We start from the raw sequence: 25,692 nt of genomic DNA, 5'->3' as shown, positions 1-25,692 counted from the left end.
GAGGCGATCCTGTGGTGCGGCTCGGCTCTTCCTGTGAGCTCGCCGAGAGCGCCGTGCGCCGGCAGGCGATGGCCGCGAGCGGCCAAGATGGGCAGGTGCAGGCACCCAACGTCCTCGTCGTCGAGCACCCCTGCGTCGCGGACCGGCTCGCGCTGGTGCGCGACGCCGCCACCGACGCGGCGGTCTTCCGCCAGCGCCTCGGCGAGATCGCCGCCCTCGTCGCCTACGAGGCGCTGCACGACCTCGCCACCCGGGAGCGCCTCGTGTCGACGCCGGTGGCGAGCTACGCCTCCTGCCGCGTGCTCGCCGAGACCGTCCTCTTCGTCCCGGTGCTGCGCGCCGGCCTCGGGATGGTCGATGCGCTCCTCACGCTCGTGGCGCGCAGCGAGGTGGCGCACGTCGGCATCCGACGGGACCCCGAGACGCTGCGCCCCGAGGTATACCTCGACTCCCTCCCCTCGAACCTCGCCCACCGGCGCGTCGTCGTGTGCCACCCGGTCATCGCGACGGGCGGCTCGGTGAGTGAGGTCTGCACCATGCTCGAGGCGCGCTCGGCGCCGAGCCCGATCGTCCTGAGCATCATCGCCTCGCGCCCGGGCCTCGCGGCCTTCCACGAGCGCCACCCGAAGGTGCTCGTCGCCTGCGCCGCGGTCGACCCCGAGCTCGACGAGCGTGGCTTCGTCGTCCCCGGCCTCGGCGACCCGGGCGACCGCCTCTTCGGCCCCCCGCCGCGCTGAGCGAGCCGCCTTGCGGGCGAGAGCCCGAACGGGCAGCATCGCGCCCCGTGGTCACCCCGGCCGGCAGGTACCAGGCGCGCATCGGCTCCCAGGTCGTCGACCTGCCGGTCGTCGAGATCGCCGACGGGCTCGCCATCGCGCTCCTCATCACGGTCGATCACGGCGTGCGCTTCAGCGCTCGAGCCGGCGAGGAGCTCGCCGAGCTGCTCGCGCCCCTCGGGGTGGACATCGTCGCCTCGGTCGCGACCATGGGGATCCCCCTCGCGATCGAGATCACGCGCGCGCTCGGACTCGACGACTACCTCATCTTGCAGAAGACGCCGAAGATCCACCTCGCCGACGCCATCGCCGAGCCCGTCCGGTCCATCACGACGAGCGCCACCCAGCGGCTCCTGTTCGACCGAGCGCGCGTCCACGCGGTCGAAGGGCGTCGCGTCGCCCTCGTCGACGACGTCATCTCGACCGGTGCCTCCGCCCAGGCGGCGCTCTCGCTGCTCCGGCGGGTCGGGGCCGAGCCGGTCGCCATCGGGGCGCTCATGACGGAGGCGGCGCGCTGGCGAGACGTGCTCGGCACCGATGCCGACCTCGTGCGCAGCCTCGGGGCGGTCCCCGTATTCCGCCGCGACGCGACGGGCGCGCTCGTCGAGGACTGGGACGGCGGGTCGCCGGACGCGGGCACGGCCCTCCCGGTGACCTGACGCGAGCTCAGGTCCGGGTGCCGGTCAGCTGGGCGGACAGCCCCTCGGGGGACGGCGCCAGCTCCTCCTGCCGGCGGGCCTCGACCGAGAGGCGGCGCCAGGCGAGCACGAGGTAGGTCACGGCGGCCACGGCAACGCCGATGTAGATGCTGAAGTCGGGGAAGACGCCGGCGCGATCCGCGCCCACCCAGCGTGAGATCTGCCCCACGAAGAACGTCTGCGACAGCGCCTCGACGGCGCCGAAGGTGCCGAGGGCCTGCGCCACGATCGCCGGCCAGTGGACGCCGCCTCGCCGGTAGTAGAGGCCGCCGGGGTCCAGACGCTGCAGCTCGGACGGCGCGTAGCGGAAGCGCCGCAGCGCCCAGTCGACGAGGAAGATCGCCATCCACGGGGCGATCCAGCAGATGACGCAGTCGGCGAAGTCCTTGAGCAGCGTCGAGAAGGAGGAGTCGAACACGGCGTAGACGGTGAGGCCGCAGGCGATGACGGTGTCGACGAGCACCGCCTGCCAGCGCCGGACGCGCAGCCCGAGCGTCTGGAGCGTGACGCCCGAGGAGTACAGGTCGAGGCTGTTGATCGCGAACAGCTGCAAGATGGCCACGACGAGGAGCGGTACGACGAACCCCGTGGCGACGACGTGGGGGGAGAGGAAGGCGGCAAACGGGTTCTCCCCGGTGGCGATCGCCGACGCGTAGGTGCCGACCGCCGCGCCGAGCGTCATGACGAGGATCTCGGGGAGGGCGGTCCCGAGGAAGACCCAGCCGACGATCGCAGGTTTGCTCGCACGGCGCGGCAGGTAGCGCGAGTAGTCGTTGCCGTTCTCGGTCCACCCGAGGCCCGCGAGCGCGATCGTGAAGGCGAGGCCGACGCTCAGCCCCCGCCAGTCGGCGCCGTGCGCCACCACGCCCGTGTGGGCCTTCCCGAGGGTGAGGCCGGCGAGGATCGCGAAGAGGACGACGAAGGGCACCGTGAGGGCGCGCAGCGTCCGCACGATCGTGGCGTGCCCGAGCAGCGGCAAGGTGAGCTGGGCGAGCACGGCGAGGAGGATGAAGGCGACCTTCGCCGGCGTGCCGGGGGCGAAGCCCGCCTTGCGTGCGAGGACCTCCGCTGCGTAGACGACGAGGACGAGGCCCTCGGTCTCGAAGCCGACCTGCGTGAGCCAGTTGAACAGCGTCGGGACGCGCGCGCCGTTCGGCCCGTAGCTGGCGCGCGTGATCGTCATGGCCGTCGTCCCCGCGTCGGGACCTTGCAGGCTCGTCAGGCCGAGGAGGAGGAACGAGGCGTTGCCGACGACGATGAGCACGACGGCCTGGACGAAGCTGAGGCCGAAGAACGCCATCAAGATGACGCCGTAGACGAAGTACTCGATCTGGAAGCTCGCCCCCGCCCACATCCAGAACAGGTGCCGCGGCGTCGCCCAGCGCTCGGACTCGGGGATGTGGTCGATCCCGTGCACCTCGACGTGGAACGCCCGGTCGCCCGGCGCGACCCCCGCCTCGGTCGCCGTCACCACGCCCGGCCTCGGCCGCTAGTCCTTCGTCGCCACGTGGTTCGCGACGACGTTCGCCCTCGGCACGTACTCGACGCGCTCCGCGGCGTGCGCCGGCCGGGCCAGGCTGGCCGCGAGCTCGTCCCGGCACCGGCGGCAGGGCCCGTAGAAGCGCTCCCGCACGAGCTCGCCACAGCGCGGGCAGGCGAGCTCGAGGCTCGCCGAGTCGTCGGCCACGAGTCGCAGCGTACCGTCCCGGGGCGCCTCGCAGCGGACTTGACAGCACGCGGCCGTCCACAAAGATGGAGCCATGCGAGCACCCCCGGGCGGTGCCGAGCGGGGCCGCAGGAACTGGACGCTCAACCTCGACCGCCGGGGACGCTCGGCGACGACGCCCGAAGCGCGCGCCCAGATCGCCGCGTGGCTCGCCGAGAGCCTCGACGCCAGCTGGTTCGTCGGCGAGCCGGCAGTGACCGTCGACGACTACGAGATCCTCGTCGTCGGGACCCTGCCCGACGACGAGGGTACGACGGGAGCCTCCGGCGAGCGCGAGCGCATCGAGCGCTTCCGCGAGCAGACCAGAGAGCAGCGGCTGCGCCTCGCACGCGCCGCGCAGGAGCGGTTCGGTCGCAAGCTCTCGTGGGGGGCGCGCGCCGGCGGGCTGAGCGTGCTGTTCACGTCGGCCGGGATCCCGGTCATGACGCGCCTCGGCCTCCCCCAGCGCCAGGTCCTCGACACCCTCGTCGAGGCCGGCGTCGCGAGCTCCCGCAGCGAGGCGCTCGCCTGGTGCGTCGAGCTCGTGCGCCAGAACGAGGCGGCGTGGATCTCCCGCCTGCGCGACGCGCTGGACGCCGTCCAGCGCACCCGGCTCGACGGCCCGGCCTCGGCGCGAGGCCCGGCCTGAGCCGCCGCCCCGGCCGGCTCGGCCGGGCCGGGGCGGCGGCAGTCCAGCTGGCCTGACCTAGGCGACGGGCTGGCGCGCGACGGGCGGGCGGGCGCGCCGCAGGAGGGTGGGGAAGCGCTCGGCATCGAAGGCGGCGATGAACTCCCGCACCGGTTGGGGGAGCGGCACCACCACGGCCAGGCGCCAGCGCGGGGAGGGCCGGATCAAGACGTTGCTCTCGCTCACCTGCAGCGAGCGCACGCGCTCGTCGGCCCCGAGGATCGCCCGCAGGTACACGGCGACGGCACAACCCTCGGGGTCGCGAGCCGTCGCCCGCACCCCGGCGGCCTCCAGCGAGCTCGCCACCTCCCGGGCGCTGCGGCCGAGGCCGGCCAGCAGGTCTCGGCACTGCCGCTTCATGGTTCCCCGCCACGTCTGCTTGCTCAGCTCCATCCGCCCTGCTCCTCTCGGTCCGACCGATCCGTGGAGGCTGCCGGCGCGCTCGCTGCCGGTGGCAACGACCGGCGGCGAGCGGCGGGCGGCTCCCGCTGGCGAGGAGCGCGGGACCGCTGCGAGCCGGCGAGGCCGGACGGTGCCGGGACGAGGCGACAGGCGCGTGGCGCGCCGCCGCGCGGCCCGGCGACGCGCCACGGCGAGCGAGCGGTCACGAGCCGAACGCCGGCCTTCACGTCGCTTCCCTACCCGCGGCCGCGCGCGCCCGAAACGGCACGGGACGCCCCGGCTAGGATGCTGCCGCCCTCGGCAGGGACCTGCGGGGGCGAGGTGCGGGAACGATGGGGATGACCGCCGCCGAGTTCACGGCGCGCCTCGCCAAGGCGCTCGGGACGGAGGCACCGACCGGCGACGAGGTCGACGACCTGCTCGCGCTCGCTGCCGCGGCCGCCCACGCCTCCGAGCGCACCGCGGCGCCCGTCGCCTGCTGGCTCGCGGCGCGCGCCGGGCGCCATCCTCGCGAGGCCCTCCTCCTCGCCCGGGGCATCGCGCAGCGACCGCCTGCCGGCTAGCGCGCGCCAGCGGGCCCCGCCACGAGCGCGATCGCCAGCACCGCGCATGGCGGCGCGCGTCGCCGGGAAAGTACCGCGCGGGCGCGCAGACGTCGCGCCGGCCGTCACGGGAGGGGGCGCATGCCGCGGGACGCGCCGGGCGCAGCACGCTCCAGGCGCACGGCGCGCCGGGCGTACGCACCATGAAGGCGAGCCTGCTCCGCCCGGGCGAGCTCGGGGCGTCGGAGGTCGCGACCTGGCACAAGCTCCAGGCCAGCGCGCCCGACCTCGCCAACCCCTTCTGCTCGCCGACCTTCGCCAGAGCGGTCGACGCCGTCGACCGCCGCACGCGCGTCGCGGTCGTCGAGGAGGACGGAGCGATCGTGGCCTTCGTCCCGATGACCGTGCGCCGCGGCGGCATCGCGACGGGCCTGGCGGCGCGCCTCGCGGGGATCGAGGCGGTCGTCCAGGCGCCGGGCCGGCCGCTCGACCTCGCGGCAGTGCTGGCCCGTTGCGGCCTCGCCGCGATCGAGTTCGAGCACCTCCGGGCGGGCGAGCGCTCGACGGCGGCGGGCCTGAGGGTCCTCGCCGGCCATGCCGTCGACGTCTCCGGCGGCTACGACGCCTACCTCGAGCGCGCGACCCTCGAGCACGCGCACGCCCTGCGGGAGGCCGAGAGGCGCCGGAGCCGCCTCGCCGAGCACCACGGCGCAGCCGTCTTCCGAGGCGGGATCCGCGACCCCACCGCGCTCGCCCTGCTCGTCCGCTGGAAGTCCGCGCAGTACCGGCGCAGCGGCTGGCCCGACCCCCTCGCCAGGCGCTGGGTCGTCGAGCTCGTCGAGCTCCTCGCGGCGACCGGCGAGCTCGACCTGAGCGGCCGGCTCTCCACCTTGTCGGCAGGGGACACCGTCATCGCCGTCGACTTCTCCCTCTGCTCGGACGCCGTCCTCGCCACCTGGTTCAACGCCTACGACCCGGCCTTCGGGCGCTACTCGCCGGGCACGCTGCGCTGGTACCACGTGATCGAGGACGCCGCCGCGCTCGGGCTGCGCGAGGTCGACCTCGGCCCGGGCGACGAGCCATACAAGGCCACGCTCGCGACGACCCGCTACGACGTCTTCGCCGGCGCCGTCGAGCGCCGCTGCCTCGAGGCGCTCGTCCGACGGGCCTGGCGCGCCCCGCGCCAGGCGGCGACGGGCTACGTCCTCGCGCACCCGAGGGTGCGCGCCGGGGTCCGCCGGACGCTGCGTGGCGTCGGCCGGCTGCGCAGCCGCAGCGGCGCCTCCGGTCGCCGGTGACCGAGCCGAGGCCGGGCGCGCGACCCGGCCCCCGGCGGCGAGCCGGGGGCCAGGCGCGCCAGCGCTTCGACCCCTCCTAGCGCTTGTTCTTCGGGTTGCGGAAGTTCTGGACGATCTTCCAGGCCGACCCGGTCCACTCGGCGATGGCGGCGCCGTGAGAGCCCGTGTGGCCGCCGGGCAGGTTCCCGAAGGAGATCGGCGGCAGGAGGCCCGTGTCGTAGTGCTTGAGCGACTGCGCCGTCTTGATGAAGTTCGCCCAGGTGAGGTCGTTGCCCATGCGCCGCAGGATCTCGAAGAGGATCAGGTTCTGCGCGTAGGCCTGCAGCGCGTAGGCGGACGACGTCGCGCTGGGGTCGATCTTGTTCACCGCGGCCCGGTACACGCGAAGCGCCTTCGAGTTGCCGGTCGGGAGCGCGGCGACGAGCGCGCCGTAGAGCCCCTTGGCGGCCGACCCCGCAGGTTGGACGACCACGGGCGTGCCGGTATTGGCCGCCGAGGAGTCGCCGACGAAGAGCGGGTGCCAGCCGAGCTGCTGCGCCTGCTGGAGGGCGAGGATCGACTGGGTGTTGTCGGTGGCGAGCACGACCGCCTGCGGGTTCGCCGCCTTCACGGCGAGCACCGCCGAGCTGATGTCGGTGCTGTTCGTCTGGGTGTAGCCGACGGCGACGATCTTCAGCTTGTCGACCCCGGCCTGCTGCTGCATGCCGTGGAGGACCGCCTCGCCGTAGTCGTTCTGCTGGCCGAGGAAGGCGACGCGCGTGACCCGCTTCCCCTTCACCTTCTGCGTCGCCAGCCAGTCCATGATGACGCGCGCCTGCGCGACGTGCGGCGTCGCGAGCAGGAAGACCGACCGCAGGTTCGGGTCGGGCGGCAGGTACGGGCCGAACATCGGGATCCCGGTCTGCTTGACGAGCGGGTAGCTGCCCGGAATCTCGGCCGATCCGACCGGCGTGTCGATGACGAAGACCTTGTCCTGCTCGGTGAGCCGGAGGATGTTCGCGACCGAGCGCGCCGGCTGGAAGCCATCGTCGAGGATCGTCGGCACGATCTTGCGGCCGTTGATGCCGCCGTGCGCGTTCACCTCCTGGATGGCGGCGAGCATGCCGGCGCGGAACTGCTCGCCGGCCACGGCCGCGCCGCCGGTGAGCGGCATGGTGGACCCGACGAGGATCTCCTTCGCGCTCGCGCCCTGCGAGTAGCGCGCCTTCGCGCGCGGGCTCGCCGCGGCCGTCAGTGCCGACGGCGCGACCATGGCCGCGGCCAAGAGCGCGGCGACGCCCACCTTCCCGAGCCTGCGTCTCAACGACCCGTTCATTGCGCTCACTCCCCTCTTCGCGCGGGCCGTGCCCGCGCCGCACGTCTGGTTCTTGCACCTCACTGACTGCATGCTCCGTCTCCTCGCTGGGCTTCCCCCCTTCAACCCGGCCGGCTCGCTGCACCGGCCCCGTCCTCGGTCACGCCCGCGCGCCGAGGTACGAACGCACGAGGTCCTCGCGGCTGACCGCCCTGCCGAGGGTCTCCTCCGTCTCGGTGACCCCACCGCTCAAGACGTAGGTCCGGTCGCAGATCGCGAGCACCCCCGCCTGCTGCTCGACCACGAGGAACGTCGTCCCCTCCTCGCGCAGCTGGCGTACGAGGTCGAACAGCTGGTTCACGACGATCGGGGCGAGCCCGAAGGACATCTCGTCGACCATGAGCAGCTTCGGTCGGCACAGCAGGGCGCGCGCGAGGGCCAGCATCTGCTGCTCGCCGCCCGACAGCGACGACGCTGGCAAGCCGAGCCGGCGGCGCAGCGCCGGGAAGAGGTCGAGGAGTCGGTCGCGATCGCGCTCCAGGACGCCGCGGCGCTCGCGCCGCAGGTGGCGGCCGAGCATGAGGTTCTCCTCGACCGTGAGCGAGGCGAGGATGCCCCGCCCCTCGGGAACGTGACCGAGGCCGAGCGCGGCGCGCGCCTCGGGTGGCTCTCTCGTGAGGCGGCGGCCGAGGAAGGAGATCTCCCCGCGCCAGGCCGGGACCACGCCGGAGATCGCGCGTAGCGTCGTCGTCTTGCCGGCGCCGTTCGCCCCGAGCACGGCGACGATCTCGCCCTCGGCGACCTCGAGCGACACGCCCCGCAGCACCTGGACGCGCCCGTACCCGGCCTCGACGCCTCGGACCTGCAGCATCGCCGTCACGTCTCACCGCCGAGGTAGGCCGCGACGACCTCCTTGCGCCTCGTGACCTCCTCGGGCGCGCCGGCCGCGAGGACGGTGCCGAACTCGAGGACGACGACCGTCGGGCAGAGCCGCTTCACGAGCTCGAGGTCGTGCTCGACGATCAAGATGGCGAGCCCCGAGCTCGCGAACTCGGCGAGCGGGCGAGCGAGGGCCTCGACGTCGGGCCCACTCAGCCCCGCCGCCGGCTCGTCGAGGAGCAGGAGCCGGGGCCGTGCGAGCAGGGCGCGGGCCACCTCGATGATCTTCTGGCTCCCGAGGGAGAGCATGCCGGCCGGCACGCGCAGGTGCCGGCCGAGGCCGAACCGCTCGAGCAGCTCGGCTGCCTCGGCGCGTGTCGCCCGCTCGCTGCGGCGCGTGCCGAAGGACCGCCCGAGCCGGCGGGCGCCCGCGCGCCCGTCGATGCCGAGCATCGCGTTGTCGAGGACCGCCATCTCCCCGACGAGCTTCGGCGTCTGGAAGGTGCGCGCCACGCCGAGGCGGGCAACCTGGTAGGCGTCCTTGCCGTGCAGGGCGACGCCGTCGAGGTACACCTCTCCCGCCCTCGGCCGCACGTAGCCGGTGATGACGTTGAAGAGGGTCGTCTTGCCGGCACCGTTCGGGCCGATGAGGCCGGTGAACCCGGCGTCGGCACCGAGGTCGACGCCGTGGAGCACGTCGACGCCACCGAACGACACGCTCACGCCGCGCACACTGAGGAGGTGCTCGTCGCTCACGCGGCGGACACCTCCACGGGCTGGGGCGCGGCCGGCTCCGGACGAGAGCGCCGGGAACGCCAGCGCGCCCGGACCAACGGGACGAGCGAGACGAGGCCGCCGGGCAGGAAGCGGACGACGAGGACGAGCGCGACCCCGAAGATGAGCCGCTGGTAGGCCCCGAAGCTCTGGAGCGCCTCCTGGATGAGCACGAGGAAGGCGGCCCCCACGATGGCACCGGAGAGCTTGTCGACGCCGCCGATGAAGACGACGACGAGGAACTCGATGACGAGGTTGAGGCTGAAGGCGTCCGGCGAGAGGAAGGTGAGCGCCTGACCGTAGAGGGAGCCGGCGATCGAGCCGAGCAGGGCGCTGATCACGAAGGCGACGACCTTGAGCTGGGTCGCCGACAGGCCGAGCGACCCGGTGGCGACCTCGGCGTCGCGCACCGCCCGCAGGCAGCGCCCGAGCCGGCTCCGGCCGAGGTGGTTGAGGACGACGACGGTCGCGACGAGGACGACGAACGACAGGTACCACAGCCCAACGTTCACGCCGAGGCTCCAGAGCCGGAACGGCACGACCGCCATGCCGACCGGCCCGCCAGTGATCGCCGTCGCGTTGTTGAACAGCTGGTCGAGGAGCTCGGCGAAGGCCAGCGTGGCGATGGCAAGGTAGAAGCCGCGAAGCCGCGCGGCCGGGAACCCGACCACCATCCCGCACAGCGCGCACAGCAAGGAGATGGCGAGAACGGAGACGACCCAGGGAACGTGGTGCTCGAAGAGGTAGTTCGTGCCGTACGCGCCGATCCCGAAGAATCCGGTCTGGGCCAGCACGACCTGACCCGACCAGCCGATCGCCACCGTGAGCCCGAGGCAGGCGATCGCGAAGATGGCGATCTCGGTCCCGACGAACAGCTCGTAGCCGTTCGCTACGTGGGGGAAGACCGCCGCTGCAGCGAAGAGCGCGACGAGCGCGGCGGCTGCCGCCGACCACTGCCACCGCACCCCCCGGCTCCTCGCACCGAGCGCGCGCAGCGACGGCGTCACGAGCGCCCGTCCTCGCGCGCCCCGGCGCAGGCCGCGCGCGCGCGTCCGGGGCCCGCCATCAGACCTCCCGCGCCCGCGCCTGGCCGAACAGGCCGCGTGGGCGCGCCATGAGGACGAGGAAGACGATGAGGAGCGCGACCGCCGAGGCGCCGGAGGTCGACACGTAGGTGCCGGCGAGGTTCGTGAGCACACCGAGCACGAGGCCGCCGACGAAGGCGCCGAGCAGCGAGTTGAAGCCGCCGAGGGTCGCGGCGACGAAGCCGTCGAGGATGATCGCGACCCCGGACTGGTCGTTCAGGACGGTCGACTGGGTCGCGAGCAGCAGCGCGATCGCCGACAGCGCACCGGCGATCGCCCAGGCGACGAGGAAGACCCGGTTCGGGTTCACGCCGACGAGCCGCGGCGTCACGCGGTCCTCGGCGAGGGCGCGCATCTGCGAGCCGAGGTGCGTCCGGAAGAACCAGCTCATCACCACCACGACGACGACGCCGACGCCGATGGCGACGACCTGCTCCTCGGTGATGGTAGTGCCGGCAACTCGGTAGAGCGAGCCGAAGGGCGCGGCGATGATCCGAGGGGCCGAGTCCCAGACGAGGCCGCTGATGCTGTTCAGGACGAAGAAGAGGCCGATCGTCATCATGACGCTCGCGCTCTCGGAGTGCGCGAGGATCGGCCGGATGCAGGACCGCTCGATCACGACGGCGATGACGACCCCCGACGCGATCCCAGCGAGCACGCCGAGCGCGTAGCCGACGTGGAACGTCGTCATGAGCTGCCAGGTGATGAATGCCGGCAGCAGGCCCATCTCGGCCTGCGCGAAGTTCGGTACGTTGGTCGCCTTGAAGACGAGCACGAGCGCCAGGGCCAGCAGGGCGAAGGTGCTCCCGGCGGCTAGACCGCTGACGATGACCTGCCCCACGTACTCCCCCTGCAGAGACGCCGCTCCAGGGGGGGACCAGGCGCGACGTCGTCAGTTGTCTAACGACGGGTGGAAGTGTAATCCTCGCCTCGCACAAAGTGTCAAGCCGGCGCGGTCCCGGCGCGACCGCGCCGGCGCGCGATGACGGCGCCTCGCCCGAGCCAGCTCCTCGAACGCCTCCAGCGGGGCGAGGAGGCAGCGCTCGCCCGGCTGCTCACCCTCGTCGAGGAGGGGGGCGACGAGGCGGCGGCGGTGATCGGCGCCCTCGGCGCGAGCGAGGCGCGCAGCCACGTCGTCGGGGTCACCGGCCCTCCGGGGAGCGGCAAGAGCACGCTCGTCGGCCGCCTCGTCGCCGAGTACCGACGGCGCGGCGCCCGTGTGGGCGTCCTCGCCATCGACCCTTCCAGCCAACGTACCGGCGGCGCCCTCCTCGGCGACCGCCTCCGGATGGCGTCGGTCGCCGACGATCGCGAGGTGTTCATCCGCTCGATGGCGACCCGCGGCGCCCTCGGCGGCCTCGCCCGGGCGACGGCCGACGCCGTCGCCGTGCTGGCCGCAGCTGGCCGGAGCGTCGTCATCATCGAGACGGTCGGCGTCGGCCAGACCGAGATGGACGTCGTAGAGGCCGCCCAGACGGTCGCCGTCGTGAGCGTGCCCGGACTCGGCGACGGCGTCCAGGCAATGAAATCCGGCCTCCTCGAGGTGGCCGACGTGCACGTCGTGAACATGGCCGACCGGGAGGGTGCGTCGCGCACCGCCGCCGACCTGCGGGAGGCGGTCCACGCGAGCGCGCGCCGCGACGACGGCTGGGAGGTGCCAGTGCTCCTCACAGACGCGCTCCACGGCGAGGGCGTGGACGCGCTCGTCGAGACGCTCGATGCCCACCGTGCGGCCATCGCGGCGAGCGGCGAGCTGGACCGCCGCGTCCGGCGCAACGCCGAGGCCCGCATTCGGCGGGCGGGCGAGGAACTCGTGCGGGCGCTGCTCGCCGGGAGGACGGGCGCCGAGCTCGTGGACGCGGTGGCGGCGGGGGACCTCGATCCGGCGTCGGCAGTGCGCGCCCTGCTCGCGGGCGCCGCCGGGCGCGACCCGCTCCTCGGTCACGCGCCGGTCGCCCGGTCTCGGTTGCCCGCTTCGGGCGCCGCAGCCGAGGAGTGGCGTCGCCAGAGCGCCCCCTGACCCCGGGCACCGGCCGACGCCGAGGCGCTCGGGGAGCGTGGACGCGACGAGCACCGTGGCGGGATGCGCGGGCGGCGCCGAACGCACCGCCTCACCAGCTCCCGTCCTCGACCCGGGAGCGGTCGGACGACGTCCCCGGGCGCGCCGGCCCCGGGGACCACTCGGCTGGCGAGACGGACGAGGCCACCGGCACGGCCGCGAGGCTCGTGCGCCGGTCCTCGAGCTGGCCGCAAGGGCCGGTCGCCGCGTGCACCTCGCCACGAGCACCTGCGAGGCGCGAGGGTACGCTCGCTCGCGCGCTGGCGAGACCGAGCGGCTCGCCGGGCGCGATCGCCCACACGCGGGAGGGGCCGGTGGCTGGGTCAGGTCCGATGGGCGACCTCGAGTACCTCGTCGCCCGCCAGGAGGTCGCCGACGTGCTCGCGCGCTTCTGCGAGCGCATCGACGAGTACGACATCGACGCCGTCGCCGAGCTGTTCACCGAGGACTGCGTCACCGACTACGGGCCCGGGCGCGGCGGGCGCGTCGTCGGCCGCCAGGCGCTCGCCGAGCGGCTCCGGACCGGCCAGGAGGAGTTCGCCCGCACCCACCACCAGCTCGGCCAGATGACGGTGCGCTTCGACGGGCCGGACACGTGCCACGCCTCGACCTACGTCACGGCCTGGCACGAGCGCTTCGACGGTTCCACCCCCGTCGTGCGGCTGCGCTACCTCGACCGCCTCGTGCGAAGCGGCAACCGCTGGCGCATCGCCGAGCGACGAGCCCTCGCCCAGGGGGCCGAGGGCTTCCCGGGTGTCGAGTGGCGCTGGGTCGCCCGGCGCCGCCCCGGCTGCGGGCGCGAGCCCTGATCACGCGGGCCCTGCTCAGTCGACGCCCAGCGCCTCCGCGACGAGCCTCGCGAGGGCCGCGTCCTCGGCCTCGGTCGCGCCGGAGACGCCGACGGCGCCGACGGCCTGGCCGGCCTCGAGAACCGGCTCGCCGCCGCCGGCAAAGAAGAGGCGGGGCTCGAGCGCGGCGAGCGCTGCTCGGTTCTCGGGCGCGACGCTCTCCTTCGTCGCCGCGCTGGGTCGGCCGAAGTTGAGCGCGGTGAAGGCCTTCGCCTCGGCGACCCGCGGCGCGCTGGCGTACGCGCCGTCCATCACGAGGCTGACGACGGTCACGAAGCGCGCGTCGAGGACGACGATCGCGACGCGAAGCCCCTGCGCGCCGGCGCGCTCGACACCGACGCGGGCCGCGGCGAGCGCGGGCTCGAGCCGGACGGCCACGACCTCAGGCGCCCTCGCCGGCGAGGAACTCGCGCATCCGGCGGATCCCCCAGCTCACGATGGCGAAGTTGCCGTAGACCGTCTCGCGTGTCATCTTCCCGGCGTCGTCGTAGTCGCACAGCGCCGCCACGCTGTAGGTGATGGGCTTCCCCGCCGGGAGCCCCTCGAACTCCCGCGCCGGCGTGGCGACGATCGTCACGAGTGCGAGCGCCTGGTTGCGCTCCGGCCACGTGAGGACGTCGTCGAGGGTGATGTCGTAGCTCGAGAACGTCTCGTACAGGTCGGTCCACAGCTTGCGGACCCCGGCCGCGCTCGCCGTGACCCCGAAGGGAGCGGTGTCGTCGAGGTACCGAGGGCTCTTCACGTGGTACTCGATGTCCTCGGTCACGGTGTCGATGATGGCGTCGACGCTCCGGCTGTTCTCCGCCCGGAAGTGCTCCTCCACCGCCGCTCGCAGCTGCTCGCTCGTCAGCACGGTGCTTGCTCCCCTCCGCTCGTCCGTTGTGCTGTGATATCGTATCGAATATCGTGAACGTCGAGGGACCCGCCGATCGGCTCCGGGCCCGGCTCCGGGACGAGGCTCCGGTCGTCGCGCCCGGCGTCGTCGACGCGATCGGCGCGCGCCTCGCTCGCCAGGCGGGCTTCGCCACCTTGTACGTGAGCGGCGCGGGGACCGCGGCGGCGCGCGGCTACCCGGACATGAGCATCCTCAGCCTGGCGGAGCTCGTCGAGACGACACGCCTCGTCGCAGAGGCATCCGGTGCCGAGGTCGTCGTCGACCTCGACACCGGCTACGGCGGCCTGCCCACGCTCTACCAGGCGATGCGGGCGCTGCGGCGGGCGGGCGCCGCTGGGGTGCACATCGAGGACCAGGCCTTCCCGCGCCGCTGCGGCTACCTCCTCGACGGGCCGTGCGTGCCGATCGCGGAGATGGTCCGCCGTCTCGACGCCGCGCGCGCCGCTGGAACCGACCTCGTCATCGCCGCGCGCACCGACGCGCTGCGCGGCGAGGGCCTCGACGCGGCCATCGAGCGCGCCGCCGCCTACCGCGACGCGGGTGCCGAGCTCGTCTTCGTGAACGGCATCTCGACCCTCGAGGAGCTCGCCGCGGTCGCCGAGGCCCTCGCCTGCCCGCTCCTCTACAACGTCTCCGGGAGCGACCTGTCGTTCGAGCCGAGCACCGAGGTGGCCAAGGCCCACGGCGTGGCACTCGTCATCTACCCGATCCAGGCGGCGCGCGCCGCGGCGGCCGCCCAGCGCCGCCTGTTCGCCCAGCTCGCGACGGGCGAGGGCGACCGCCCCGAGCTGCTCGGGTTCCGGGAGTACATGGACCTCGCCGGCTGGTCGGAGCTCGAGCGCTTCGAGCGCGCCCTCGCCGAGCGCCCGGCGCGGCCGCCGGCCCGATGAGCGCGCGCCTCGCGGCCGACGTCGGCGGCACCTTCACCGACCTCGTCGTCGCCGACGGTGACGGGCACCTGCACGCGGCGAAGGTGCCGAGCACGCCCGGGTGCTTCGAGGTCGGCGTGCTCGGCGGCCTCGACGCCCTCCTCGCCGCCGCCGGGGTCGACGCGCCGTCGCTGCGCCAGGTGCTGCACGGCACGACCGCCGGAACGAACGCCGTCCTCGAGCGCGCCGGCCCGTGCACCGCCCTCGTGACGACCGCCGGCTTCCGGGACGTCCTCGAGATCGGGCGGCTGCGCACGCCGACGCTCTACGACCTCTCCTACGAGAAGCCCGCCCCCCTCGTCCCCCGTCGCCTGCGCATCGAGGTGGACGAGCGCATGGCGCCCGACGGCACGCCCCTTCGCGCTCCGGACCTCGAGGGCCTGGCCCCGGCCCTCGACGCGGTCGTCCGGGCCGGGGCGCGCGCCCTCGCCGTCTGCCTGGTCAACGCCTACGCGAACCCCGAGCACGAGCGGGCGGTCGCCGCCTTCGCGGCCCGGCGCCACCCCGGGCTCGTCGTCACGGCGAGCACCGAGGTCTCCCGCGAGATCGGGGAGTTCGAGCGGACGAGCACCGCCGTCGTGAACGCCTACCTGCGCCCCGTGCTCTCGGCCTACCTCGACCGGCTCGCGGCGGGCCTCGCGGGCCGCGGCATCGGCGCGCCGCTCTTCGTCATGCAGTCCTCGGGCGGGATGATGCCGTCTGCGGAGGCAGCCCGACTGCCGGCCCACCTCCTCGAGTCCGGGCCCGCGGCCGGCGTGCTCGCCGCGGCCGCCGTCGCCCGCCGCCTCGGCATCGACGAGGCGATCAGCTTCGACATGGGCGGGACGACGGCGAAGGCCTCCCTCGTGCTGCGCGGCGAGGTCGCCCACGCCGGCGAGCTCGCCGTCGGGACGGAGATCTCCGCGGCGAGCCGCCTGCTGCGCGGCGGCGGCTACGCCGTGCGCCTGCCGGTCGTCGATCTCGCCGAGATCGGCGCCGGCGGTGGCTCCATCGCCCGCGTCGACGCCGGCGGTGGGCTGCGCGTCGGACCGGTCAGCGCGGGCGCCGACCCCGGGCCTGCCTGCTACGGCAGGGGCGGAACCGCCGCCACGGTAACCGACGCCAACCTCCTGCTCGGGTACGTCTCGCCCGAGTACCTCGCCGCGTCAGGCGTCGCCGCCTCCCGAGCGCTCGCCGCCGCCGCGATCGAGCGCGACGTCGCGAAGCCACTCGGACTGTCGGTCGACGAGGCCGCGCTCGCCATCCACCGCGTCGCCGACCAGCAGATGGCGCGGGTGCTCCGGGCGGTATCGACCGAGCGCGGCCACGCCATCGACCGCTTCAGCCTCGTCGTCTCCGGGGGGAGCGGCGCGCTCCACGCGGCCTCCCTCGCCGAGACGGTGCGCATCGGGCGCGTCGTCGTCCCCCCGCTCGCCGGCGTGCTGAGCGCGCTCGGCATGCTCGAGGCGCCCGTCGAGCTCTCGAGCACCGAGACGGTCCTCCTACCCCTCCAGCGCCTCGACGCCGCGGCGCTCGGCGAGCGTGTCGCCGCCCTCGCCGGGGACCAGCGGCGCCGCCTCGCGGCGGCCGGCGTCGACCCCGCCGTGCTCGAGGTCGCCGTCCGTGCCGACCTGCGCTACCTCGGCCAGGCCTTCGAGCTCTCCCTCGACCTGCCCGGCGCGCGTCTCGACGCCGCGGCGCTCGACGCCCTCGCCGACGCCTTCCACCGCCGCCACCGAGACACCTACGGGCACGGGCGGCTCGGCGAGCTCGAGCTCGTGCGCGTCCGCGTCGCCACGCTCGCGCCCTGCCCCGCCGTGGTCGGCGCCGCAGCCAGCGCGAAGCCGCCGAGCGAGAGCCGCCGGGCGCTGTTCGCCGGCGAGCGCGTGGAGGTGCCCGTCGTCGGCCGCGCCGAGCTGTCCCGGCCCGCGCCCGGGCCGCTCCTCGTCGACGAGCCCGACACGACGATCGTCGTGCCCCCCGGCTGGGTCGCCGCCCTCGATCCGAGCGGGTCGGTCGTCCTGGAGCGCGCCGCATGAGCCGCCTCGACGACGTGCTCCGCTTCGAGACGCTGCGCAACGAGCTGCAGACGGTCGCGGACGAGATCGCGGTCCGCCTCGCCCGCAGCTCGTTCAGCCCGGTGATTCGGGACTACCTCGACTTCTCGACCGCGCTGTGCGACCGAGACGGGCGGCTCGTCGCGCAGGGGTTCTCCCTGCCGCTCCACCTCGGCTCGATCCCCCGCGCTCTCGAGGCGGTGCGCGCCCGCTTCGGCGACGGCCTCGACCCCGGCGACCTCGTCGTGCTCAACGACCCGTACGCGGGCGGCATGCACCTGCCCGACGTCTTCGCCGTCGCGCCGGCGCACCTTCGCGGGCGCCTCGTCGGCTACGCGGTGGTCGTCGCCCACCACGCCGACGTCGGCGGGCGCGTCCCGGGCGGCTCGGCTGCCGACTCGCGCGAGATCTTCGAGGAGGGGATCCGCGTCCCGCCGGTGCGCCTCTCGGAGCGGGGCCGGACGAACGAGGCCCTCGCCGCGGTGCTGGCCGCCAACGTCCGCCTCCCCGAGACCCTCCTCGCGGACCTCGACGCCCAGCGGGCGAGCTGCGAGGCGGCCGCCGGCGAGCTCGCCTGCCTCGTCGAGCGGGTCGGGCCGGCCGCCTTCGACGAGGCCGTCGAGGCAATCCTCGCCCACTCGCGGCGCAGCCTGGAGGCGACCATCGCCACGTGGCCCGCCGGCCGCTACGAGTTCGAGGACGTCGAGGACCACGACGGCCTGGAGGAGCGGCCCGTGCCGATCCGCGTCCTCGTCGAGGTCGGCGACGGACGGCTCCGCTTCGACTTCAGCGGGACCGCACCGCAGGTTCGCGGCTCGATCAACGCGACGCGCTCGTTCACCGAGTCTGCCTGCTACGCCGCCGTGCGGGCGCTGTGCGCGGAGGAGATTCCGGTGAACGCCGGCTTCTGCTCGCTCATCGAGGTCGAAGCGCCGCCGGGCACGGTCGTCAACGCCTCCTTCCCGGCGGGCGTCGCCGCGCGCGGCGTCATCGGCTACCGCGTCATCGAGGCGATCTTCGGCGCCCTCGCCGACGCCCTGCCCGGGCGCGTCCCGGCGGCTGGCGACGGCGGCACCTCCGGCATCCGCATCGGCGGCTACACCGCCGACGGGCGGCGCTTCCAGCTGAACGACCTCGTCTGCGGCGCGTGGGGCGCGCGCCCGGACCGAGACGGCCTCGACGGGGCAGCGGCGCTCGCGGCGAACGTCGCCAACCGACCTGTCGAGGTGCTCGAACGCGAGGACCCCGTGCGGGTCCTGCACTACGGCTTCGTCCCCGACACGGGCGGTCCCGGTCGCTTCCGCGGCGGTCTCGCGCTGCGGCGCACCCTCGAGCTCCTCGCCCCGGCCGGCACCCTCAACCTCCGGACGCACCGCAACGCCACCCCGCCCTACGGCCTGTCGGGCGGGCATTCCGGCAGCACGTCGCGCACCGTCTTGTACCGGCGCGGCGGCGCGCGCGAGCTGCCCGCGAAGGTGACGATGCCGCTCGAGGCGGGGGACGTCATCGAGCACACCACCGCCTCGGGTGGCGGCTTCGGCGACCCTCGTCAGCGCGCCCGCGAGGCGGTGCTCGCCGACGTCGCCGACGGCAAGGTCTCCCCGGAGGCCGCGCGCCTCGTGTACGGCCTCGACGACCCCCGCCCCGACGGGCGCGACTCGAGGGAGGGCGCGTGAACGAACGGACCGCGGCGCGCGAGGTCACGCGGGAGCTCGCCCGCTTCGTCGCGCAGACGCCGCCGGGCGCGCTCCCGAGCCGGGCGCGGGCGAACGCCGTATGGACGATCGCGGACACCTTCGCGACGGCGGCTGCCGGCGCGAGCGACCCCGCGAGCGAGACGCTGCGGGCGGCGCTCCTTCCGTGGGCCGAGCCGCGCCTCGCGAGCGTCGTCGGCTCGGACCTGCGCGCCGACCCCCCGAGTGCCGCCCTCCTCAACGCCGCCGCGGCGCACGCGCTCGACTACGACTCGATCAGCTTCGCCGTCTCGGGCTTCGTCGGCTCGGCGACCATCGCCGCGCTCGGCGCGCTCGTCGAGTCGGGCGTTCCCGCCACCGGGCGCGAGGTCGTCACCGCCTACTGCCTCGGCTGGGAGGCTGCCGCCGCGATCGCCCGGGGCGTCAACCCGCACCACTACGCGAAGGGCTGGCACCCCACCGCCACGCTCGGGCGCTTCGCGGCGACCCTCGGCTGCTGCCGGCTGCTCGGCCTCGACGCCGAGGCGACCGCGATGGCGATCGGGCTCGCGGTCGCCGAGTCGTCGGGCGTGAAGACCATGATCGGCAACATGCTGAACCCCTACCACGTCGGGACCGCTGCTCGGGTCGGCGTCGTCGCCGCCAGGCTGGCCGCCGAGGGCTTCGTCGCCAACCCCGAGGCCCTCGAGGCCCGCCAGGGTTTCTTCAACCTCTACAACGGTCCGGGCAACTACGACGCCGGCCGCGTCCTCGAGGGGCTCGGGACGCGCTTCGACCTCGTCGACCCGGGCCCGATCGTGAAGGTCTACCCGTGCTGCGGGCTCATCCACTCCGGCCTGGACGCCGTGCTCGACCTGCGTGCGCGCCACGGGATCAGCCCGGCGGAGGTCGAGCGCGTCGACGTGCTCGTGCACGAGTACGTCCCCGGCGTGATGCACGTCGAGGTGCCCGAGACCGGCTACGCGGCCAAGTTCTCCATCCCCTACTGCATCGCCGCCGCGCTGCGCGACGGTCGTTGCGACCTCGGCACCTTCGCCACCGTCGACCCCGGCCTCGTCGAGCTCGGCCGGAAGGTGCGCGTCCTCGTCCACCCGGAGCTGCACGGCGGCGACACCTTCCTCGCGCGCGAGTTCACCGAGGTGCGCGTGACGACCCCGAGCGGCGAGCTCAGCGCGCGCGTCCAGCGCCTGGCGAACCGGGGCACCGGCGCGAACCTCGACCCCGAGGACGTCGCCGCCAAGTTCGCGGACTGCCTCGCGCACGCTCGCCTCGGCCTCGACGCCACGGCGACCTGGTCGCGCCTCGCCGCGCTCGACGCCGACGCGCCGTTTCGCTGCTTCGACCTCCTCCGCCCGGCCGGGGCGACGTGATGGCCGAGACGAGCCGGTCGCGCCGCTCCACCGGCGAGGGTCGAGCGCCGCGCTTTCGCTCCATCAGCGAGGAGGTCGCCGACACCCTGCGGGACATGATCCTCACCGGGGAGCTGCGGCCCGGTCAGCAGGTGACCCAGGAGGAGCTCGCCAACCGGCTCGGCCTGAGCACGATGCCGGTGCGCGAGGCGTTCCTTCGCCTCAGCCACGAGGGCTTCATCGAGGGCCGCCGGGCGCGCTCGTTCCGGGTCGCCCGCACGACGCGCGGCGACGTCGCTGACATCTACTGGGCGCACGCCACGCTCGCCGGCGAACTCGCCCGCCGGGCGTGCTTTCGCGCCGACGACCTGCTCCCCGAGCTCCTCGACCTCGACGCCGCCTGGACGCGCGCCGCGGCGCGGGGGGACTCGGAGCGCCTCGAGGAGCTCAACTTCGCCTTCCACCGCGCGATCAACCGGGCAGCCGACGCCCCGAAGCTCCTCCTCCTCCTGCGCCAGACGCTGCGCTTCATCCCCCAGCGCTTCTACTCCCTCCTGCCCGGCTGGGCGGAGGTCTCGGGCGCCGGCCACCGCCGGATCCTCGACGCCCTCCGTGCCGGCGACGCCGACAGCGCCGGCGAGGCGGCCGAGCGCCACGTGCTCGAGGCGGGGGAGCTCCTCGCCGCCTACTTCGACGACACCGGGTTCTGGACGCGCCCTGGGCCCGGCGGGAGCGAGTGAGCAGGCGGCCGCTCGAGGGCGTCACGGTCCTCGAGGTCTGCCACTTCCTCGCCGGCCCCTACGCCGGCCTCGTCCTCGCCGACCTCGGCGCGGACGTGATCAAGCTCGAGGACCCCGACCGGCCCGACGAGGCGCGCTCGATGGCGCCGCTCAACGAGGCCGGGGAGTCCCTCTACTTCCTCGCCCTCAACTGGGGCAAGCGCTCGGTCGGGGTGCGCCTCGCGAGCGAGGAGGGCCGGGCCGTCGCGGCCGACCTCGCGGCGCGCGCCGACGTCCTGCTCACGAACTACCGGCCCGGTGCGCTCGCCCGGCGCGGCCTCGACGCCCGTGCGCTCGCGGCGCGCAACCCGAGGCTCGTCACCTGCGCCATCTCCGGCTTCGGCGAGACGGGGCCGGACGCGGACCGGCCCGGCTACGACTACACGATCCAGGCGATGGCGGGGGTCATGCACCACGCCGGGGAGCCCGACGGTCCCCCCGCCAAGGCCGGGATCTCCTACGTCGACCACTCCGGCGGCCTCGCGGCGGCCCTCGGGGTCGTGGCGGCGCTCTTCGAGCGCGAGCGCACCGGCCGGGGGCGCCACGTCGACCTCGGGCTGTTCGACGTGCAGGTCTCGATGCTCTCCTACCTCGCCTCGTGGAGCTTGAACGCCGGGCTCGAGCCGGCGCGCACGGCCAGCTCCGCCCACCCCTCCCTCGTACCCGCCCAGAACTTCGAGACGGCGGACGGCTGGATCTCGCTCTTCGTCGGCAACGACTCGATGTGGGCGCGCCTCGTCGAGGCGCTCGGCGACGAGGGGCTCGCCGACCCCCGCTTCGCCACGCGCGACGGCCGCCTCACCCGGCGCGACGACCTCGTCGAGCACCTGGGCCGCCGGCTGCGCGAGGCACCGTCCCGCCACTGGGTGGAGCTCCTCTCGAGGGCCGGCGTGGCCTGCGCGCCCGTCAACACCGTGGCCGAGGCGCTCGCGGAGCCCCAGGTCGCGGCTCGCGGGCTCGTCGTCGGCTCCGAGCACCCCGCCTACGGCCCCTACCGCCACGTCGCAGGTCCCCTGCCAGGGCTCGGCGGCTGCCGGCTTCCCGGCGCCCCTCGCCTCGGCGAGCACACCGAGGCGGTGCTGGCGGGGATCGGCTACGACGAGGGGAGGATCGCCGCGCTCGGCGCGGCTGGCGTGCTCGAGGCGGTCCCGGCCTGAGCGCTGCTCAGGCGCCGCGCTTTCGGGCGAGCGAGGCCTGAGCGAGCGAGCCCACCGTGGCGACGAGATCGTCGATCGGCGTGCCAGTCGGGCAGACGGCGGCGACGCCGAGCGCCTCGAGGACCGCGACGTCCGAGCGCGGTATCGTGCCGCCGACGACGACGGGCACGTCGAGCCCACGCCCGCGCAGCTCCTCGACGACCTTGCGGCTGAGCTCGACGTGCGCGCCCGACAGCACGCTGAGGCCGACGACGTCGACGTCCTCCTGGAGCGCCACGGTGGCGATCGTCGCCGGCCGCTGGCGGATGCCGGTGTAGATGACCTCGAACCCGGCGTCGCGAAGGGCGCGCGCGACGAGCTTCGCCCCGCGGTCGTGGCCGTCGAGGCCGGGCTTGGCGACGAGGACGCGCGCCGGCATCAGAACACCGCCGGCTCCTGGAACTCCCCCCAGACGTCCTTCAAGGTGCGCACGATCTCGCCGATCGTGCAGTACGCCTCGACGGCGTCGACGAGCAGCGGCATCAAGTTGTCGTCGCGGCGGGCAGCGGCCTCGACGGCCCGGAGCGCCTCGGACACGCCGCGCGCCGAGCGGCTGCGACGCACCTCGGCGAGGCGGCGGAGCTGGCGTTCGCGCCCCGCCTCGTCGAACTCGTAGCCGCGCACGTCGGGCACCGGGTCGTCGGTGGTGAAGCGGTTGACGCCGACGACGACCCGCTCGCCGCGCTCCACCTCGCGCGCCGCCCGGTAGGCCTCGTCGGCGATGAGGCGCTGCACGTAGCCGCTCTCGATGGCGGCGACCATGCCGCCGTGCGCCTCGAGGTCCTCCATGATGGCGACGATGCGCGCCTCCATCTCGTCGGTGAGCGCCTCGACGTAGTACGAGCCGCCGAGCGGGTCGACGACGCGGGCGACGCCCGTCTCGTAGGCGAGGATCTGCTGGGTGCGCAGCGCGAGCGTGGCCGACTCCTCGGTCGGCAGGGCGAAGGGCTCGTCCCAGGCCGCGGTGAACATGGACTGGACGCCCCCGAGCACCGAGGCGAGCGCCTGGTAGGCGACGCGCACGACGTTGTTCCACGGCTGGGGCGCCTGGAGGGTGGAGCCGCCGCACACCACGCCGGCGCGAAAGCGCGCCGAGGACGCGGCGCGCGCGTGGTAGCGGTCGACCACGAGCCGCGCCCAGCGGCGTCGGCCCGCCCGGTACTTCGCGACCTCCTCGAAGAAGTCGTTGTGGGTGTAGAAGAAGAAGGAGATGACCGGCGCCACCTCGTCGATGGTCATCCGGCCCCGACGCATCAGCTCGTCGCAGTAGGTGACCGCGTCCTGGAGCGTGAAGGCCATCTCCTGCGCGGCCGTCGCCCCGGCGTCCCGGAAGTGCGCGCCGGCGACGCTCAGCGCGTTGAACTTCGGCACCTCGGCGGCGCAGAACTCGACGGTGTCGGCGATCAGGCGGATCGAGGGCTCGGGCGGCCAGATCCAGGTGCCGCGCGACACGTACTCCTTCAAGATGTCGTTCTGGACCGTGCCGCGGAGCACCTTCTGGTCGACGCCCTGGCGCCTGCCGACCGCGACGTACATGGCGAGGACGATGGCCGCCGTCCCGTTGATCGTGAACGACGTCGAGATGCGGTCGAGGGGGATCCCCGAGAAGAGGACCTCGGCGTCGGCCAGCGTGTCGAGCGCCACGCCGACGCGCCCCACCTCCTCGGCCACCTCGGGATCGTCCGAGTCGTAGCCGATCTGGGTCGGCAGGTCGAGGGCCACGCTGAGGCCGGTGCCGCCGCGCTCGAGGAGCAGTCGGTAGCGCTCGTTCGACGACTCCGCCGAGCCGAACCCCGCGTACTGGCGGAACGTCCACAGCCGGTCGCGGTAGCCGCCGGGGTGGATGTGGCGGGTGAAGGGGAACGCCCCCGGGTCGCCGAGCGCCACCTCGTAGTCGAGCGGCTCGGCGGGCGGGCCGTAGAACGGCTGCAGGGGGATCCCCGCGTCGCTCGTCGCCTGGTCGGCGCGCCGCCCGGTGCCGTCCGCTCCCCCGGTCATCGTCGGCCATCCACGATATTCGATATCCTATCGTCCGTGGAGGAGGTCCGCCTCGACCTCGACGGGCCGGTGGCGACCATCACCGTCGACCGGCCCGAGCGGCGCAACGCCGTCAGCCTCGAGGTCATCGAGCAGCTCGACGCCGCCCTCGGGCGCGCCGCCGCCGAGGCCGGCGCCATCGTGCTGCGGGGCGGCGGGGAGCGGGTCTTCCTCTCCGGCGGCGACCTCAAGGACTTCGCCGCGCTGCGCACGCAGGCCGCCGCGGCGGCCATGGCGCGACGCATGCGCCGTGTCCTCGACCGCATCGCCACCTTGGAGGTGCCGGTGCTCGCTGCGCTGAACGGCGACGCCTACGGCGGCGGCGCCGAGGTGGCGGTCGCCTGCGACCTGCGGATCGCCGCGGACGACGTGCGGGTCGGCTTCGTCCACGGCGACCTCGGCATCCTGCCGGCCTGGGGCGGCGTCGAGCGGCTCTGCGCGCTCGTCGGGCGCGGGCGCGCCCTCGAGCTCCTGCTCACGCGTCGCGTGCTCGCCGGCGAGGAGCTCGCGAGCTTCGGCCTCGTCGAGCGCGTCGTGCCGCGCGCCGCGTTCGAGGACGCCGTCACCGCCCTCGCCGCCTCGCTCGCCGCGCTCGCGCCGGCCGCCCGGCGGGGGATCAAGCGCCTCGTCGAGGCCGCGGCGCCCGCCGCCCGCCCGCTCCTCGAGGAGCGAGCCGTCGACGCCTTCGCCGCGGCCTGGGTCGCCGACGACCACTGGCGCGCCGCCGAGGCGGCCGAGCGTCGGCGGCGGGCCCGGCACGCGACCGGCGGAGCGGCGAGCGCCTAGGCCAGGCGCGCGAGGACGGCCGCCGCCTTCGCGGCGTCCTCGTCGTAGAACGAGACGTAGGAGATCCCGAGGCTCTCGCGTTGCTCGGCGAGGCGCTCGGCGAGCTCGGCCGGGCTGCCGGCGAGGACGTGCGGGGAGTCGAGGAGCAGCTTCGGGTCCACGTCGGCGCCGCGGCTCGCCGCGAAGCGGGCCACGGCATCGAGCGGACGGTCCGTGAGCTCGAGGAAGTAGCACTGCACGTGCAGCTCGATGTGCCCGGCCCGCTCGGGGGCCGCGGCGCCGACGACGGCGAGCTTCTCCTCGGTCGCGGCGCGCGTGCCGCTCAAGAGCGCGGCCGTTCCGACACGGCCGGCGCGCAGGTTCCAGTTCAGGCTCACGATGTCGGCGCGGCGCGCCGCGAGCGCGAGGACGCGCCGGCCGGCGCCCCCGACGAGCAGGCGCGGGCGTCCGCTGCCCGCCGGCGGCGCGGGGACGGCCGGCATCGCCGAGACCGCGTAGTGGCGCCCGCGACGGGTCGTCGTCTCGCCGGCGAGCTGGGAGGCGAGGATGTCGAGCGTCTCGGCGAGGCGCTCGATGCGACGTCCTGGCGGATCGAGACGGATGCCGGCCTGCTCGTAGTCCTGGACCATCCAGCCGGCCCCGAGCCCGAGCTCGATCCGCCCGGGCGCGAGCAGGTGCAAGGTGAGGGCCTCCTTGGCGAGGATCGCCGGGTGCCGGAAGTCGTTGCACAGCACGAGCGAGCCGAGGGTGAGCCTCGAGGTGACCGCAGCCGCGGCGGCGAGCGCCGGGATCGGGGCGAGGGGCGAGCGCTCGGTGTGGTCGCTCAGCAGCAGGCTGTCGAAGCCGGCGTCCTCGACGCGGCGCACCTCGTCGAGGAAGGCTCGCCCGGAGGCCGGCCGGCTCATGTGCAGGACGCCGAAGCGCATGCCCGGCGCCGTCACGC

At 74.6% G+C, this 25,692-nt stretch carries 27 protein-coding genes; 14 read left to right on the top strand and 13 right to left on the bottom strand.

Annotation, left to right across the window (positions count from 1 at the left end; translation table 11 throughout):
* Window positions 1-14: 14 nt before the first annotated feature.
* The gene (gene upp / locus VKV23_09550; protein ID HLI16280.1) at window positions 15-737 is read left to right on the top strand and encodes a uracil phosphoribosyltransferase; all 723 of its coding nucleotides are present in this window, start codon (window positions 15-17) and stop codon (window positions 735-737) included.
* Between the two features lie 47 nt (window positions 738-784).
* Window positions 785-1,435 carry a phosphoribosyltransferase family protein gene (locus VKV23_09545; protein ID HLI16279.1) on the top strand — a complete coding sequence of 217 codons (651 nt, stop codon included), beginning with the start codon at window positions 785-787 and terminating at the stop codon, window positions 1,433-1,435.
* A 7-nt stretch (window positions 1,436-1,442) separates the two neighbouring features.
* Here the strand turns inward: VKV23_09545 and VKV23_09540 are convergent, their stop codons facing one another.
* Complete coding sequence (locus VKV23_09540) at window positions 1,443-2,945, bottom strand: cytosine permease (protein HLI16278.1); 1,503 nt, start codon at window positions 2,943-2,945, stop codon at window positions 1,443-1,445.
* 18 nt (window positions 2,946-2,963) lie between these two features.
* A complete protein-coding gene (locus VKV23_09535) occupies window positions 2,964-3,161 on the bottom strand; it encodes a hypothetical protein (protein ID HLI16277.1) in 198 nt (65 codons plus the stop codon).
* A gap of 73 nt (window positions 3,162-3,234) precedes the next feature.
* Between VKV23_09535 and VKV23_09530 the strand changes: the two genes are divergently transcribed.
* The gene (locus VKV23_09530) at window positions 3,235-3,828 is read left to right on the top strand and encodes a hypothetical protein (protein ID HLI16276.1); all 594 of its coding nucleotides are present in this window, start codon (window positions 3,235-3,237) and stop codon (window positions 3,826-3,828) included.
* A gap of 57 nt (window positions 3,829-3,885) precedes the next feature.
* On the opposite strand, the gene VKV23_09525 is transcribed toward VKV23_09530, so the two are convergent.
* Entirely contained in the window at window positions 3,886-4,260 is a 375-nt protein-coding gene (locus VKV23_09525; protein ID HLI16275.1) for a hypothetical protein, read from the bottom strand.
* Between the two features lie 341 nt (window positions 4,261-4,601).
* Here VKV23_09525 and VKV23_09520 point away from each other — a divergent pair, with 341 nt between their 5' ends.
* The gene (locus tag VKV23_09520) at window positions 4,602-4,832 is read left to right on the top strand and encodes a DUF6457 domain-containing protein (GenBank protein ID HLI16274.1); all 231 of its coding nucleotides are present in this window, start codon (window positions 4,602-4,604) and stop codon (window positions 4,830-4,832) included.
* Between the two features lie 182 nt (window positions 4,833-5,014).
* On the top strand, window positions 5,015-6,109 hold the full coding sequence (locus VKV23_09515; protein ID HLI16273.1) for a GNAT family N-acetyltransferase: 1,095 nt from the start codon (window positions 5,015-5,017) through the stop codon (window positions 6,107-6,109).
* Between the two features lie 76 nt (window positions 6,110-6,185).
* On the opposite strand, the gene VKV23_09510 is transcribed toward VKV23_09515, so the two are convergent.
* The 5 genes from VKV23_09510 to VKV23_09490 all read right to left on the bottom strand — a co-directional run bounded on the left by VKV23_09510 (window position 6,186) and on the right by VKV23_09490 (window position 10,982).
* Window positions 6,186-7,496, bottom strand: a complete 1,311-nt coding sequence (locus VKV23_09510) for an ABC transporter substrate-binding protein (protein ID HLI16272.1) — start codon at window positions 7,494-7,496, stop codon at window positions 6,186-6,188.
* A gap of 67 nt (window positions 7,497-7,563) precedes the next feature.
* Window positions 7,564-8,274 (bottom strand): ABC transporter ATP-binding protein, encoded by a 711-nt coding sequence (locus VKV23_09505; GenBank protein ID HLI16271.1) that lies wholly within the window; start codon window positions 8,272-8,274, stop codon window positions 7,564-7,566.
* A gap of 5 nt (window positions 8,275-8,279) precedes the next feature.
* Complete coding sequence (locus VKV23_09500) at window positions 8,280-9,038, bottom strand: ATP-binding cassette domain-containing protein (protein ID HLI16270.1); 759 nt, start codon at window positions 9,036-9,038, stop codon at window positions 8,280-8,282.
* Window positions 9,035-10,063 (bottom strand): branched-chain amino acid ABC transporter permease, encoded by a 1,029-nt coding sequence (locus VKV23_09495; protein ID HLI16269.1) that lies wholly within the window; start codon window positions 10,061-10,063, stop codon window positions 9,035-9,037. Before VKV23_09495 ends, VKV23_09500 begins: the two co-directional genes overlap by 4 nt.
* A 58-nt stretch (window positions 10,064-10,121) precedes the next feature.
* Complete coding sequence (locus VKV23_09490) at window positions 10,122-10,982, bottom strand: branched-chain amino acid ABC transporter permease (GenBank protein ID HLI16268.1); 861 nt, start codon at window positions 10,980-10,982, stop codon at window positions 10,122-10,124.
* Window positions 10,983-11,123: 141 nt separating this feature from the next.
* On the opposite strand from VKV23_09490, the gene meaB reads away from it, so the two are divergent.
* Entirely contained in the window at window positions 11,124-12,161 is a 1,038-nt protein-coding gene (gene meaB, locus VKV23_09485) for a methylmalonyl Co-A mutase-associated GTPase MeaB (protein HLI16267.1), read from the top strand.
* Between the two features lie 353 nt (window positions 12,162-12,514).
* Window positions 12,515-13,009, top strand: coding sequence for a nuclear transport factor 2 family protein (locus tag VKV23_09480; protein HLI16266.1), 495 nt, complete (start codon window positions 12,515-12,517; stop codon window positions 13,007-13,009).
* A 15-nt stretch (window positions 13,010-13,024) separates the two neighbouring features.
* Here the strand turns inward: VKV23_09480 and VKV23_09475 are convergent, their stop codons facing one another.
* On the bottom strand, window positions 13,025-13,426 hold the full coding sequence (locus tag VKV23_09475) for a heme-binding protein (GenBank protein HLI16265.1): 402 nt from the start codon (window positions 13,424-13,426) through the stop codon (window positions 13,025-13,027).
* Between the two features lie 4 nt (window positions 13,427-13,430).
* Window positions 13,431-13,901, bottom strand: coding sequence for a nuclear transport factor 2 family protein (locus VKV23_09470; GenBank protein HLI16264.1), 471 nt, complete (start codon window positions 13,899-13,901; stop codon window positions 13,431-13,433).
* Between the two features lie 53 nt (window positions 13,902-13,954).
* Here VKV23_09470 and VKV23_09465 point away from each other — a divergent pair, with 53 nt between their 5' ends.
* From VKV23_09465 to VKV23_09440, 6 genes are read left to right on the top strand one after another with little or no spacing between them, the layout of a single operon-like run.
* Window positions 13,955-14,833, top strand: a complete 879-nt coding sequence (locus VKV23_09465; protein HLI16263.1) for an isocitrate lyase/PEP mutase family protein — start codon at window positions 13,955-13,957, stop codon at window positions 14,831-14,833.
* Entirely contained in the window at window positions 14,830-16,890 is a 2,061-nt protein-coding gene (locus VKV23_09460) for a hydantoinase/oxoprolinase family protein (GenBank protein ID HLI16262.1), read from the top strand. The genes VKV23_09465 and VKV23_09460 overlap by 4 nt, the downstream gene beginning before the upstream one ends.
* On the top strand, window positions 16,887-18,584 hold the full coding sequence (locus VKV23_09455) for a hydantoinase B/oxoprolinase family protein (protein ID HLI16261.1): 1,698 nt from the start codon (window positions 16,887-16,889) through the stop codon (window positions 18,582-18,584). Before VKV23_09460 ends, VKV23_09455 begins: the two co-directional genes overlap by 4 nt.
* Entirely contained in the window at window positions 18,581-19,972 is a 1,392-nt protein-coding gene (locus VKV23_09450; protein HLI16260.1) for an MmgE/PrpD family protein, read from the top strand. The genes VKV23_09455 and VKV23_09450 overlap by 4 nt, the downstream gene beginning before the upstream one ends.
* Entirely contained in the window at window positions 19,972-20,691 is a 720-nt protein-coding gene (locus VKV23_09445; protein HLI16259.1) for a GntR family transcriptional regulator, read from the top strand. The genes VKV23_09450 and VKV23_09445 overlap by 1 nt, the downstream gene beginning before the upstream one ends.
* Entirely contained in the window at window positions 20,688-21,887 is a 1,200-nt protein-coding gene (locus VKV23_09440; protein HLI16258.1) for a CaiB/BaiF CoA-transferase family protein, read from the top strand. Before VKV23_09445 ends, VKV23_09440 begins: the two co-directional genes overlap by 4 nt.
* Window positions 21,888-21,894: 7 nt before the next feature.
* On the opposite strand, the gene VKV23_09435 is transcribed toward VKV23_09440, so the two are convergent.
* Together VKV23_09435 and VKV23_09430 are read right to left on the bottom strand one after the other, a co-directional pair.
* A complete protein-coding gene (locus tag VKV23_09435; protein HLI16257.1) occupies window positions 21,895-22,305 on the bottom strand; it encodes a cobalamin B12-binding domain-containing protein in 411 nt (136 codons plus the stop codon).
* Window positions 22,305-23,924 carry a methylmalonyl-CoA mutase family protein gene (locus tag VKV23_09430; protein ID HLI16256.1) on the bottom strand — a complete coding sequence of 540 codons (1,620 nt, stop codon included), beginning with the start codon at window positions 23,922-23,924 and terminating at the stop codon, window positions 22,305-22,307. Before VKV23_09430 ends, VKV23_09435 begins: the two co-directional genes overlap by 1 nt.
* Before the next feature lie 36 nt (window positions 23,925-23,960).
* Between VKV23_09430 and VKV23_09425 the strand changes: the two genes are divergently transcribed.
* The gene (locus VKV23_09425; protein ID HLI16255.1) at window positions 23,961-24,749 is read left to right on the top strand and encodes an enoyl-CoA hydratase/isomerase family protein; all 789 of its coding nucleotides are present in this window, start codon (window positions 23,961-23,963) and stop codon (window positions 24,747-24,749) included.
* On the opposite strand, the gene VKV23_09420 is transcribed toward VKV23_09425, so the two are convergent.
* Window positions 24,746-25,690 (bottom strand): TIGR03621 family F420-dependent LLM class oxidoreductase, encoded by a 945-nt coding sequence (locus VKV23_09420; protein ID HLI16254.1) that lies wholly within the window; start codon window positions 25,688-25,690, stop codon window positions 24,746-24,748. The genes VKV23_09425 and VKV23_09420 overlap by 4 nt on opposite strands.
* Window positions 25,691-25,692: the final 2 nt, after the last annotated feature.

The organism is Acidimicrobiales bacterium, assembly GCA_035294085.1.
In the GTDB taxonomy this organism is placed as follows: Bacteria; Actinomycetota; Acidimicrobiia; order Acidimicrobiales; family Bog-793; genus DATGLP01.
The sequence above is the reverse complement of the archived record's forward strand: the minus strand, read 5'-3'. Positions and strand labels throughout refer to the sequence as shown.

Excerpts from the sequence above, each read along its gene's own strand:
- VKV23_09530 (HLI16276.1), top strand. The coding sequence starts at position 3,235 with ATGCGAGCACCCCCGGGCGGTGCCGAGCGGGGCCGCAGGAACTGGACG.
- VKV23_09525 (HLI16275.1), bottom strand. The coding sequence starts at position 4,260 with ATGGAGCTGAGCAAGCAGACGTGGCGGGGAACCATGAAGCGGCAGTGC.
- VKV23_09520 (HLI16274.1), top strand. The coding sequence starts at position 4,602 with ATGGGGATGACCGCCGCCGAGTTCACGGCGCGCCTCGCCAAGGCGCTC.
- VKV23_09515 (HLI16273.1), top strand. The coding sequence starts at position 5,015 with ATGAAGGCGAGCCTGCTCCGCCCGGGCGAGCTCGGGGCGTCGGAGGTC.
- VKV23_09510 (HLI16272.1), bottom strand. The coding sequence starts at position 7,496 with ATGCAGTCAGTGAGGTGCAAGAACCAGACGTGCGGCGCGGGCACGGCC.
- VKV23_09505 (HLI16271.1), bottom strand. The coding sequence starts at position 8,274 with ATGCTGCAGGTCCGAGGCGTCGAGGCCGGGTACGGGCGCGTCCAGGTG.
- meaB (HLI16267.1), top strand. The coding sequence starts at position 11,124 with ATGACGGCGCCTCGCCCGAGCCAGCTCCTCGAACGCCTCCAGCGGGGC.
- VKV23_09460 (HLI16262.1), top strand. The coding sequence starts at position 14,830 with ATGAGCGCGCGCCTCGCGGCCGACGTCGGCGGCACCTTCACCGACCTC.
- VKV23_09455 (HLI16261.1), top strand. The coding sequence starts at position 16,887 with ATGAGCCGCCTCGACGACGTGCTCCGCTTCGAGACGCTGCGCAACGAG.
- VKV23_09445 (HLI16259.1), top strand. The coding sequence starts at position 19,972 with ATGGCCGAGACGAGCCGGTCGCGCCGCTCCACCGGCGAGGGTCGAGCG.
- VKV23_09435 (HLI16257.1), bottom strand. The coding sequence starts at position 22,305 with ATGCCGGCGCGCGTCCTCGTCGCCAAGCCCGGCCTCGACGGCCACGAC.
- VKV23_09430 (HLI16256.1), bottom strand. The coding sequence starts at position 23,924 with ATGACCGGGGGAGCGGACGGCACCGGGCGGCGCGCCGACCAGGCGACG.